We start from the raw sequence: 11,889 nt of genomic DNA, 5'->3' as shown, positions 1-11,889 counted from the left end.
ATGCTTGAAGCAGACTTCGTCATCATCGGCTCCGGCTCGGCCGGCTCGGCCATGGCCTACCGACTGTCGGAAGACGGCAAGCATTCGGTGATCGTCATCGAGTTCGGCGGCACCGACATCGGGCCGCTGATCCAGATGCCGTCGGCGCTGTCGATCCCGCTCAACATGAGCCTTTACGACTGGGGCTTTGCCAGCGAACCGGAGCCGCATCTCGGCGGCCGCGTGCTGGCGACGCCACGCGGCAAGGTGATCGGCGGCTCGTCCTCGATCAACGGCATGGTCTATGTCAGGGGCCACGCACGCGACTTCGACCACTGGGCCGAACAGGGGGCGGCCGGCTGGGGCTTCGCCGACGTGCTGCCCTATTTCAAGCGCATGGAGGACAGTGACGGCGGCGAGGACGGCTGGCGCGGCCACGGCGGCCCGCTGCACGTCCAGCGTGGCCCGCGCAAGAATCCGCTCTACGGCGCCTTTGTCGAGGCCGGCCGCCAAGCCGGGTTCGAACTGACCGACGACTACAATGGCTCGAAGCAGGAAGGCTTCGGACCGATGGAGCAAACCATTCGCGGCGGCCGCCGCTGGTCGGCGGCGTCAGCCTATCTGAAGCCGGCGCTCAAGCGGCAAAATGTCAGCGTGATCAGAGGCTTCGCCCGCCGGGTGATCATCGAGAATCAGCGTGCCGTCGGAGTCGAGATCGAAGCTCACAAACAGATTCAGGTCGTTAAGGCACGACGTGAGGTGATCGTCGCCGCATCGTCGATCAATTCGCCCAAGATCCTGATGCTATCCGGTATCGGCCCGGCCGCGCATCTCACGGAGAACGGCATCCAAGTCGTGGCCGACCGGCCCGGTGTCGGCCGCAATCTGCAGGATCATATGGAGCTCTACATCCAGCAGGAATCGACCCAGCCGATCACGCTGAATTCGGTTCTCAACCCATTCTCCAAGACGCTGATCGGGGCGCAGTGGCTGTTCTTCAAGACCGGCCTCGGCGCCACCAACCATTTCGAGGCCGCGGCCTTCGTACGCTCGCAGGCCGGTGTCGACTACCCCGATATCCAGTACCACTTCATCCCGGCGGCGGTGCGCTATGACGGCAAGGCGGCGGCGAAGGCGCATGGCTTCCAGGCGCATGTCGGGCCGATGCGGTCGAAGTCGCGCGGTTCGGTGACGCTGCGCTCGCCCGACCCGAAAGCGACGCCGGTCATCCGCTTCAACTACATGTCGCATCCAGACGACTGGACCGAGTTCCGCCACTGCATCCGGCTGACCCGCGAGATCTTCGGCCAGAAGGCTTTTGACGGCTTTCGCGGCAAGGAAATCTCGCCGGGTTCGCACGTCCAGTCGGACGAGGATCTCGACGCCTTCATCCGCGATCATGCCGAGAGTGCCTACCACCCGTGCGGCACGTGCAAGATGGGCCGCGCCGACGACATCATGAGCGTGGTCGATCCGGAGTGCCGGGTCATCGGCGTCGACGGCCTGCGCGTCGCCGACTCCTCGATCTTCCCGCGGGTGACCAACGGCAACCTCAACGCGCCGTCGATCATGACCGGCGAGAAGGCCTCCGACCACATTCTCGGCCGCACGCCGCTGGCGCCATCCAACCAGGAACCCTGGATCAATCCGCGCTGGCAGGTGGCGGATCGATAGGGCATTGTCCGGCCAAGACCATTGGAGAATTCATATGCGCGCCCAGCCAACGGCATCGCACTATGTCAACGGCCGCTACATCGAGGACGAAGGCGGCGCGCCGCTGCCGGTGATCTATCCGGCGACCGGCGAGATCATCGCCACCTTGCATTCGGCGACGCCGAACGTGCTGGAACTCGCCATCGAAGCTGCGCGGGCCGCACAACCGGCCTGGGCGCGGATGAAGCCGGTCGAGCGTGGCCGCATCCTGCGCCGCGCCGCCGACATTTTGCGCGCGCGCAACGCAGATCTGGCGCGGATCGAGACGCTCGACACCGGCAAGGCGATCCAGGAAACGCTGGTGGCGGATGCGCCGTCGGCTGCCGACTGCCTCGAATATTTCGGCGGCGCGGTTGCCGTCTTCAACGGCGAGGCGATCGATCTTGGTGGACCTTTTGCCTATACGCGCCGCGAGGCGCTCGGTGTGTGCGTCGGCATCGGCGCCTGGAACTATCCGATCCAGATCGCCGGCTGGAAATCCGCCCCGGCGCTCGCCATGGGCAACGCCATGGTATTCAAGCCTTCGGAGAACACGCCGCTGTCGGCGCTGGCGCTGGCCGAGATCTACTCAGAGGCGGGCCTGCCCGACGGGCTGTTCAACGTGGTGCAAGGCTATGGCGATGTCGGCGCCGGCCTCGTCGGCCACGATGTCGTTGCCAAGGTTTCGGTGACCGGCTCGGTGCCGACCGGCCGCAAGGTGCTGTCGCTCGCCGGTTCGAAGATGAAGCACGCCACGATGGAGCTCGGCGGCAAGTCGCCGCTGATCGTCTTCGACGATGCCGATCTCGAAAACGCCATCGGCGGCGCCATGCTCGGCAATTTCTATTCGACCGGGCAGATCTGCTCCAACGGCACGCGTGTTTTCGTACAAAGCGGCATCCATGACCGCTTCGTCGACCGGCTGGTCGAGCGGACGAAAAAGATCCGCATCGGCGATCCGCTCGATCCTGAGACGCAGATGGGGCCGCTGGTCAACAAGGCGCAGCAGGAGAAGGTCGTTTCCTACATCGCGGCCGGCAGGCAGGATGGAGCAACGCTCGCCTGCGGTGGCAACGTGCCGTCGCTGCAAGGGTTCGATGGCGGCTTCTTTGTCGAGCCGACGGTGTTCACCGGTGTCACCGATACGATGCGCATTGCGCGCGAGGAGATTTTCGGGCCGGTGATGAGCGTGCTGAAGTTCGACGGCGAGGACGAGGTGATCGACCGCGCCAACGACACCGAATTCGGCCTCGCCGCCGGCGTCTTCACCCGCGACCTGCAGCGCGCTCATAGGGTGATCGCCGAACTGCAGGCCGGCACCTGCTGGATAAACGCCTACAATCTGACGCCGGTGGAAATTCCGTTTGGCGGGGTGAAGCAATCCGGCATCGGGCGCGAGAACTCGCTGGCGGCTTTAGCGCTCTATTCGCAGCTGAAGGCGGTGTATGTCGAGACCGGGGACGTGGCGAGCCCGTATTGAGGGTTGAAAGCGAAGTGACAGCTGATCTCCCCCCTTGCGGGGGAGATGGCCGGCAGGCCAGAGGGGGGTGTGACGGATCGCCAACCTTTGGTCTGATCTTCGAGTAGCGGAGACGTCGGCGGGACAGCACCCCCTCTGCCTTGCCAGGCATCTCCCCCGCAAGGGGGGAGATTGGCAGCTCCAACGCTTCACCCCTTCTGCGCTGTCCCATCAAGATACTGCGTCAGCGCGCAGACCAGATGATAGAAGATGCTGGCCGGCACGTCCGATGCCAAGGAGCGGCCGCGTTCGTCGATGCGGTCAATCCACAGGCCGAGCGGGGCCGGATCGATGTGCCAGCGGAACAGGCGGCCGACGCGCGCCTCGATCTCCGGCTTGAGGTCGGGGCCACCAGGCCCGTCAAGCGCGATCGCCGCCTTGATCGCTTCGGCCTGTGGCCAGCTGCGCGATACAAGGTCGAGCGGCAGGCCTTGTCTTGAGACGGCGCCATAGGCAAGGCCGGTGGCGCGGTTGAGGCCGTTGGCGATGGCCGAGGCGTAGAGCTTGCGGGCAAAATTGCTCAACTCGCCCTGACCGCTGCGGGCGACGAAATCGGTGAGCAGCGAGGCCCATTCGAAATGATGGCCGGGCTCGGTCCATGTGCCCTTCTCGCCGGCGGCCGGCTTCCACCCGGCGTCGAAATATTCGCCCAGCGTCCAGCTCTCGGCATCGAAGAAATGACTGCGGAAAAGGTCGATGATGCGCGCGGCGCGGCGCAGATAGGTGCGGTCGCCGGTCGCCTCATACCAGGCGAGGAAGGCCTCGAGCAGATGCATATGCGGGTTGGAGCGCCGCTCGCCCTCGCCGTCGGATGTCTCCAGAAAGCCGGTCATGCGGCTGTCCTCGAGATGCGCGTCGAGAAACACGAAGGTCTCCTGGCCCAGCCGCAGCGCATCCGGATCGCCGCACATATGCGCGTGCGCCAGCGCCAGCAGCACGCAGGAATGGTCGTAGGCATCCTCGGTTGGGTCGGCGACGGAGCCGTCGACATTGAGCGTGCGCACCCAGCCGCCCCGGTCCGTGCGGCCCTTGCCGGCCATGAAGGCGATGCCATGGGCGATCAGGCGATCGGCAGGACCGTCCCAGCCGCGGGCCTTGGCAACGGCGAAGGCGTAGACTTGCCTCGCCGTCGTGCGCATGCGCTTGGGCTTCAACAGCGCCTCGCCGTCGAAGCCGAGCGCCTCGTGGAAGCCGCCATGACGCTCATCGACGCCTGAAGTCGACCACAGCGGCAAGGTCTCCTCGAACAGCCAGTGATGCACGCGCCGACGCCAGGCGCCGCTCTCGATGACGCGGTCGTGTGCCGGCGTAAACCTGGTTTCCAGCCGTCCCGATTTCTCCAGCTGCTCGACGATCTTCTTGACGTGCTGGCTGTGGCTGACCGGCGCGACGAAGGTGGCGTCCGCCGTCGAGACGATCGCGACGTCCTTCATGCCGATAGCCGACAAAAGCCGGCCGTCGCTTCTGATGTAGGAGTTCTCGCAATCGATGGCGACAACATCGCCGACGACGACATTGCCATTGGCATCAGCAGGGCCGACATCGAGCAGCGACTGCCAGGAGCCGAGGTCGTTCCAGCGAAAGCCGGCCGGCACCATGACGATGTCCTTGGCCCGCTCCATGATGGCGTAGTCGATCGAGTTCGACGGGATGGCGGCGTAGAGGTCGAGCGGCATATAGAGGCCGGACAGATCCGAAGTCGCTGCCTTGTAGGCCGCTTCGGTGGCCTGCCAGATGTCGGGCTGGAAGGCCGCAAATGCGTCGCGCATGGCGCCGGCGCGAAATAGGAAAATGCCGGTGTTCCAGTAGAAGGTGCCCGCACTGAGATAGCTCTGCGCAGTGGCGAGGTCGGGCTTTTCGACGAAGCGCGACACGTCGAAGACGCCGCCGCTTTCGGCTGCGACTTCGATATACCCATAGCCGGTCTCGGGCTGCGTCGGCTTGATGCCGAACACCACCAGACGGCCGGCAAGCGCTGCCTGGCTGCCCGCCTCGACGCTCTGCCAGAACTGCTTGGGCGTGGCGATTTCGTGGTCTGACGGCACCACCAGCACCAGGCTGTCGCCGAACTCCGACAATGTGCGCAGCGCGGCCAGCGCCACGGCGGCAGCCGTGTTGCGCCCGGTCGGCTCGAACAGCGGGCCACCGCCGGCGAGGTCGAGGCCGGCAAGGTCGGCATGGACACGCTCGGCATGGCGCTCGGCGGCGATCAGGAAGATCGGCGTCTCACCTTCCGGCCGCGCCGTCAGCCGGCGCAAGGTCTTGGCCAGCATCGAGCCGTCGCCGGAGAGATCGTGGAACTGTTTCGGGTTGTCCTCGCGCGACAGCGGCCACAGCCGCGAGCCGACACCGCCGCTCATGACAAAACTGACGATGCGCTCGCTCATGAAAGGTCCAATCAGAACGTCTGGTTGTAAGCGCCGACTTCGGGGCTGCGGCGCAGCACGGCGTCGACGGCCTCGAACATCTGCCGGCGGCGGTCGGACGATACCGGGCTTTCGACAACCACGACAAGCTCCGGCTTGTTCGACGACGCCCGTACCAGGCCCCAGGTGCCATCCTCGGCCACGACGCGCACGCCGTTGACGGTGATCAGCTCGGCGATCTTCTGGCCGGCAAAAGTCTTGCCGGCGCGCTGCATCGCCTGGAAGTCCGCCACCACCCGATCGACCACGCCGTACTTCACTTCGTCGCCGCAATGCGGCGACATGGTCGGCGTGCCGAAGGTCAGCGGCAGCGCGCGATAGAGATCGGCCATCGAACTTGTGGGGTTGCGGTCGAGCATCTCACAAATGGCGGTCGCGGTGATGAGACCGTCATCATAGCCGCGGCCGATCGGCGGATTGAAGAAGAAATGGCCCGACTTCTCGAAGCCGGCAACGGCGCCCAGTTCGGCGACCCGGCGCTTGATGTAGGAATGGCCGGTCTTCCAGTAATCTGTCTTCGCGCCGTTGGCGCGCAAGACGCTGTCGGTGTTGAACAGGCCGGTCGACTTGACATCGACGACGAAGGTCGAGCCGGGGTATTGGGTTGATATGTCCCGCGCGAGCATGACGCCGACCTTGTCGGCAAAAATCTCGTTGCCCTCATTGTCGACCACGCCGCAACGGTCGCCGTCGCCGTCGAAGCCCAGCCCGACATTGGCACCTGTTTCCAGCACTTTGTCCCTGATGGCATGCAGCATCTGCATGTCTTCCGGGTTCGGGTTATAGCGCGGAAAACTGTGGTCGAGCTCGACATCGAGCGGGATCACCTCGCAACCGATGCGCTCCAGCGCCTGTGGCGCGAAGGCGCCGGCGGTGCCGTTGCCGCAAGCGGCCACGACTTTCAGCTTTCGCGCGATGCGCTTGTCGCTCACCAGATCGTCGAGATAGGTCTCGCGAAAACCGGAGACGAATTCGTAGCAGCCACCGCCGGCAAGATCGAAATCGCCCGACAGCACGATCTGTTTCAGGGCGCTCATCTCCTCCGGTCCGAAGGTGAGCGGCCTCGCCGCACCCATCTTGACTCCGGTCCAGCCATTCTCGTTGTGCGATGCCGTGACCATGGCGACGGATGCCGCGTCGAGCGCGAACTGGGCGAAATAGGCCATGGGCGACAGCGCCAGGCCAATGTCTTTCACCTTTGCGCCCGCAGCCATCAGGCCGGAAACCAGCGCCAGCTTGATGGCAAGCGAATAGGAACGGAAATCATGCCCGGTGACGATGTCGGGACCCGCGCCAAGACGGCGGATCAAAGTGCCCAGGCCCATGCCCAACGCTTGGACGCCGATCAGGTTCAGGTCCGGCGGTTGCGTCGAACCGGCATGGCCAAACCACCAGCGCGCGTCGTATTCGCGAAAGCCGGACGCCTTGATCAGCGCTTCGGTTTCGAATTCGAAGCTGTTGGGCCGGGCGTCGCCTACGATTTTCAGGGGCAAGGCAGCAAAGCTCCAGATGGCGAAAACACGATCTATCGGGGCTGCGACTTAGCACACAAGGCTTTAAGCCGGGTTTATCCCGGGAGGGAAAGCCAAGCTTTGCGGCGATGCCCAACGAAAGCCAACGAAATGCGACAGAAGCGCTGCCATTGCCGCTTGCAGGAACGGTATGCGGCAGCTATAAGCCCGCGGTCTGGTCACGGAGTGTAGCGCAGCCTGGTAGCGCACCTCGTTCGGGACGAGGGGGTCGCAGGTTCAAATCCTGCCACTCCGACCAGAAAAAACAGACACTTAGGTGTTTGTTCTCCCGACCCACAAGATAGCTTGATGCAAACCGGCCGCGTCGGCGTCGCTGTCAGCATGGTGTTTTGACGCGACAACCTTCCGCGCTACCTCGATAATAGGAATGCCGCCGAGACAGCGGCCGGAACGAGGTTTGCGGAAGATGAATTTGTTGATTTCAAGCCGGCTGTCAGCGCTGCTCGCTTTGTCCCTGGCGGCAGGCTGCTCATCGCTGGGCAGCGCGGTGAACCCGGCGAAATACGACAGCATGACATGCGCCGAGCTCAACACCGCCGTAGGCGATACCGCGCGCGACATCTCGCAAACCGCCATCACCCGCGGCAAGGTCGCCAACACCAGCGTGCCGAACTGGCTGCTCGGCGGCACGCGCGTGAAGAGCGCAGTGGCCAAGCGTGAGACGGCCAGAATCGAACTGCTGAAGCAGCGGCAAGAGGCCATTGTCGCGACAAGAGCCAACAGATGTCCCAGGTCAGCGGGCTAAGCGAACTGGCCCTACCCTGACTATCTGCTCAACGTCACGCCTTAAGCACTCAGCCGGAAGCGCGTGACATCGATCGCCGCAGCCATCAGCGTCTGGGTGTAGGCGGCCTGCGGGTTGCTGAATATCTGTTCGGTCGGGCCTTCCTCGACGATCTTGCCCTGCCTCATGACGATGATGTAGTCGGCCATGGCGCGCACCACGGAGAGATCGTGGCTGATGAAGAGGTAGGATAGTTCGTGGTCGGCCTGCAGCTTGCGCAGCAATTCGACGATCTGCTTCTGCACCGAGCGGTCGAGCGCCGAAGTCGGCTCGTCCAGCACCACCAGTTTGGGCTTCAGGATCACGGCACGCGCGATGGCGATGCGCTGGCGTTGGCCGCCGGAGAATTCGTGCGGGTAGCGGTTGCGTGCGTTGGGATCGAGGCCGACCTCGAGCAAGGCCTCGACGGCGCGCTGATCGCGTTGCTTGCCTGACAGGTTCGGCTCATGCACCAGAAGCCCTTCGGTGATGATCTGGCCGACGGTCATGCGCGGCGACAGCGAGCCGAACGGATCCTGGAAGACGAGTTGCATCTCCCGCCGCAGCGGCCGCATCGCCTGGCGGTCGGCGGTGGAGATGTCGCGGTCGCCGAAGCGGATGACACCGTCGCTGGGCAACAGGCGCAGAAGTGCGCGGCCGAGCGTCGATTTTCCCGAACCGGATTCGCCGACGATACCGATGGTCTGGTTGCGCTTCAGCCGGATCGAAATGTGATCGACGGCGCGCAAAAGCAGCGGCTCGCCGGCAAGGAAGCCACCGCCGATCTTGAAGGTTACCTCGACATTCCTGCCCTCGAGCAGCACCGGTGCGTTGGCCGGCGGCGCCGCCTTGGTGCCGGTCGGCTCGGCGGCCAGCAGCATTTTCGTATAGGCATGCTGGGGATTGGCGAACAGCGCTTCCGCCTCGCCTTCCTCGACGACTTCGCCATAGCGCATGACATAGACGCGGTCGGCAAAGCGCCTGACAATGCCGAGGTCGTGGGTGATAAAGACGATGGCCATGCCGAGCTTGCGCTGCAGTTCGGCGAGGAGAACCAGGATCTGCGCCTGGATGGTGACGTCGAGCGCCGTCGTCGGCTCGTCGGCGATCAGGATGTCGGGGTCGTTGGCCAATGCCATGGCGATCATGACGCGCTGGCGCTGGCCACCCGACATTTCGTGCGGATAGGATTTCATCCGCCGCTCGGGATCAGGAATATGCACCAGCCGCAAGAGCTTGAGCGCCTCCTCGCGCGCCTCGGCAGCGTTCAGCCCGCGGTGCTTGCGGATCGGTTCGATAAGCTGGTTGCCGATCGAATAGAGTGGATCGAGCGAGGTCATCGGCTCCTGGAAGATCATGCTGATCTTGGCGCCGCGCACCTTGTTGAGGTCGGGCTTGCTCATGGTCAAAAGGTTGCGGCCGCGATAATCGACGTGACCCGTCGCCTCGCCATTGGACGCCAGCAGGCTCATCGCCGCCATCATGGTTTGGCTCTTGCCGGATCCGGATTCGCCGACCACGGCAACGGTTTCACCTGCCTTGACGTGGATGTTGATGCCCTTGACCGCTTCGACCGCGCCGTCGAGCGTGCGGAAGCGGACGCGAAGGTCCTTGACGCTGAGGATCGTTTCGGGCGTTTCCATCGCAACGGTCCTCATCTTATCGGTCCCCATCTTTATCGGTCCAATCTTCATCGGTCTCTTGGATCGAGCGCGTCGCGCAGGCCGTCGCCGACGAAGTTCAGCGCAAACAGCGTCGACACGAGGAAGAAGGCGGGGAACAAAAGCAGCCAGTTGGCGGTGCCGATGTTCTTGGCGCCGACCGAGATGAGCACGCCCCAGCTGGTCATCGGTTCCTGCACGCCAAGGCCGAGGAAGGACAGGAAGCTTTCCAGGATGATGACCTGCGGCACCAGCAGCGTCATGTAGATCACCACTGGTCCGAGCAGATTGGGGATGACATGGCGCAGCAGGATGCCGCGCTGGCCGACGCCCATGGCTTCGGCCGCCTGGACATACTCCTGCCGCCGGATCGACAGCGCCTGGCCGCGCACGATGCGCGCCATGTCGAGCCACAGCACCGCCCCGACCGCCAGGAACATCAGCACGAAATTGCGGCCGAAGAACACCACCAGCATGATGACAAAGAAAATGAAGGGCAAGGAATAGAGCACGTCGACGATGCGCATCATCACCTCGTCGATCTTGCCGCCGGAAAAGCCGGCCGCCGCCCCGTAGAGGACGCCGATGACCACGGCGACAATGCCGGCAAGCAGGCCGATGGCCAGCGAGATGCGCCCTGCCATCAGCGTTCGCGAGAGAAGATCGCGACCGGTGTTGTCGGTGCCGAACAGGAAGTACTGCTGTTTGACCGACGCAGTCATAGTCAATTCGAGCCCGTCGGCCGATTTGCTCTCTATCTTGGTATCGTCGAAGGCATCGGAGCGGTCAAGATAGCGGATGTTGCGGTCGTCGATCGGTTTGGTCGAGGTGACGGTGACGGTGACGCGACTGCCGTCCAGTTTCCACTCCTTGATGTCGACGCGCATGCGCTTGATGGCATCCTTGAGCGCCGTCTCGATCATGTCGGGCTTCGGATAGGCTGAAAAGCTTGGCGGCGTGCGCACATAGTCGGCATAGATGGTGGTGTACTGATGCGGCACGAACCAGGGGCCGAAGATGCTGATGACGCCAATGAAGGCCAGGTAATAGAGGCTGAACATGGCGGCGCGGTTGGCTTTGAGGCGCGCCCATGCGTCGCCCCAGAGCGAGCGGCCGACGACGGCCGGCGGAGCGGCGGTGGCTGCGATATCAGTCATAGCGCACCCTCAGTCATAGCGCACCCTCGGGTCGACGACCGCGTACATGACGTCGACGATCAGGTTGAAGACGATGGTGAAGAGCGCGATCACCACCACGGTCCCCATCACCAGCGTGTAGTCGCGGTTGAGCGCGGCATCGACGAAATAGCGGCCGACACCGGGAATGGAGAAGATGGTCTCGACGATGACCGAACCGGTGAGCAGCGCCGCGGCTGCCGGGCCGGTGAAGGAAACGATCGGCAGGATGGCGCCGCGCAGCGCGTGCTTGACCACCACCGACCAGTCGGAGAGGCCGAGCGCACGCGCCGTTCGGATATGATGCGAACGCAAGCTCTCGATCATCGACCCGCGCATCAGGCGGGCAACGATGGCGATCTGCGGCAAGGCCAGCGTCAGCACCGGGCCGATCTTGTTGATCAATGCGCCATCACCCCAGCCGCCGATCGGCAACAGCTTCCAGGTCAATCCGAACACCAGCTGAATCACAGGAGCGATGACGAAGGTGGGGATAGTGCTGCCGGCGGTCGCCAGCGCAATCACCGTATAGTCGCCAAGCTTGTTCTGGTTGAGCGCGGCGATGGTGCCGAGCACCGAACCAAGCAGTAGCGCCAGGATCAGCGCCGAGGTGCCGAGCTGGACCGATATCGGCAGCCCCTTGGCAAACAGTTCGGTGACGGTGAAGTCAGGCAAATTGTAGCTCGGCCCGAAATTGCCGCGCAGAAGATTGCCGAGATAATGGGCATATTGCAGCCAGAGCGGATCGTCGAGGCCGAACTGTGCTTCCAGATTGGCCCTGATCTCGGGACTGAGGCCCCGCTCCTGATTGAAAGGGCCGCCCGGTGCGACGCGTATCAGGAAGAACGCCATGGTCACGATGACGAACAGCGTCGGAATGGCGGTCAAAAGCCGCCGTAAGATGTATCGCAGCATCGGCGCCCCGCTTCGGCCAGAGCGACATACGTCCATGCAGACGCATTGCCACGCTCCGGCGCCAAATCTTCGCACCGGGCTTGCCGAAAATCGACCACGACTTTCGGACCGGTGCGATGACCGACCAGTCCGGGGGGGGCCGCGGGGGGGGGGGGGGGGGGGGGGGGGCCGGAGCCCGCCGCCCACCACGCCGCCCCCGGCGGCACCCACGACCGTGCTTTCGGTGT

8 protein-coding genes and 1 tRNA gene are annotated in these 11,889 nt (G+C 64.1%); 4 read left to right on the top strand and 5 right to left on the bottom strand.

Annotated elements, in window-relative coordinates:
- Entirely contained in the window at positions 1–1,653 is a 1,653-nt protein-coding gene (gene betA, locus NKJ78_RS06965; RefSeq protein ID WP_023743711.1) for a choline dehydrogenase, read from the top strand.
- Positions 1,654–1,687: 34 nt separating this feature from the next.
- Complete coding sequence (betB, locus tag NKJ78_RS06960) at positions 1,688–3,151, top strand: betaine-aldehyde dehydrogenase (RefSeq protein WP_023754821.1); 1,464 nt, start codon at positions 1,688–1,690, stop codon at positions 3,149–3,151.
- A 188-nt stretch (positions 3,152–3,339) separates the two neighbouring features.
- On the opposite strand, the gene NKJ78_RS06955 is transcribed toward betB, so the two are convergent.
- A complete protein-coding gene (locus NKJ78_RS06955) occupies positions 3,340–5,577 on the bottom strand; it encodes a mannose-1-phosphate guanylyltransferase/mannose-6-phosphate isomerase (RefSeq protein ID WP_023725225.1) in 2,238 nt (745 codons plus the stop codon).
- Positions 5,578–5,588: 11 nt separating this feature from the next.
- Positions 5,589–7,109: a phosphomannomutase/phosphoglucomutase gene (locus NKJ78_RS06950; protein ID WP_352459678.1), complete on the bottom strand. Its 1,521-nt coding sequence runs from the start codon at positions 7,107–7,109 to the stop codon at positions 5,589–5,591.
- Positions 7,110–7,309: 200 nt separating this feature from the next.
- Between NKJ78_RS06950 and NKJ78_RS06945 the strand changes: the two genes are divergently transcribed.
- Positions 7,310–7,386 (top strand) — tRNA-Pro (locus tag NKJ78_RS06945).
- Positions 7,387–7,554: 168 nt separating this feature from the next.
- Positions 7,555–7,893, top strand: a complete 339-nt coding sequence (locus tag NKJ78_RS06940; protein ID WP_023684572.1) for a hypothetical protein — start codon at positions 7,555–7,557, stop codon at positions 7,891–7,893.
- Between the two features lie 41 nt (positions 7,894–7,934).
- Here the strand turns inward: NKJ78_RS06940 and NKJ78_RS06935 are convergent, their stop codons facing one another.
- From NKJ78_RS06935 to NKJ78_RS06925, 3 genes are read right to left on the bottom strand one after another with little or no spacing between them, the layout of a single operon-like run.
- Positions 7,935–9,554 (bottom strand): ABC transporter ATP-binding protein, encoded by a 1,620-nt coding sequence (locus NKJ78_RS06935; RefSeq protein WP_023725229.1) that lies wholly within the window; start codon positions 9,552–9,554, stop codon positions 7,935–7,937.
- A 47-nt stretch (positions 9,555–9,601) separates the two neighbouring features.
- The gene (locus tag NKJ78_RS06930; RefSeq protein WP_352459680.1) at positions 9,602–10,729 is read right to left on the bottom strand and encodes an ABC transporter permease; all 1,128 of its coding nucleotides are present in this window, start codon (positions 10,727–10,729) and stop codon (positions 9,602–9,604) included.
- A 9-nt stretch (positions 10,730–10,738) separates the two neighbouring features.
- A complete protein-coding gene (locus NKJ78_RS06925; protein WP_023684574.1) occupies positions 10,739–11,662 on the bottom strand; it encodes an ABC transporter permease subunit in 924 nt (307 codons plus the stop codon).
- Positions 11,663–11,889 lie beyond the last annotated feature (227 nt).

It is taken from the genome of Mesorhizobium sp. M0037, assembly GCF_040323635.1.
GTDB lineage: Bacteria > Pseudomonadota > Alphaproteobacteria > Rhizobiales > Rhizobiaceae > Mesorhizobium.
The sequence above is the reverse complement of the archived record's forward strand: the minus strand, read 5'-3'. Positions and strand labels throughout refer to the sequence as shown.

What these genes read in the sequence shown, in the direction of transcription:
- betA (WP_023743711.1), top strand. Translation starts at nt 1, where the DNA reads ATGCTTGAAGCAGACTTCGTCATCATCGGCTCCGGCTCGGCCGGCTCG.
- betB (WP_023754821.1), top strand. Translation starts at nt 1,688, where the DNA reads ATGCGCGCCCAGCCAACGGCATCGCACTATGTCAACGGCCGCTACATC.
- NKJ78_RS06955 (WP_023725225.1), bottom strand. Translation starts at nt 5,577, where the DNA reads ATGAGCGAGCGCATCGTCAGTTTTGTCATGAGCGGCGGTGTCGGCTCG.
- NKJ78_RS06940 (WP_023684572.1), top strand. Translation starts at nt 7,555, where the DNA reads ATGAATTTGTTGATTTCAAGCCGGCTGTCAGCGCTGCTCGCTTTGTCC.
- NKJ78_RS06935 (WP_023725229.1), bottom strand. Translation starts at nt 9,554, where the DNA reads ATGGAAACGCCCGAAACGATCCTCAGCGTCAAGGACCTTCGCGTCCGC.
- NKJ78_RS06930 (WP_352459680.1), bottom strand. Translation starts at nt 10,729, where the DNA reads ATGACTGATATCGCAGCCACCGCCGCTCCGCCGGCCGTCGTCGGCCGC.
- NKJ78_RS06925 (WP_023684574.1), bottom strand. Translation starts at nt 11,662, where the DNA reads ATGCTGCGATACATCTTACGGCGGCTTTTGACCGCCATTCCGACGCTG.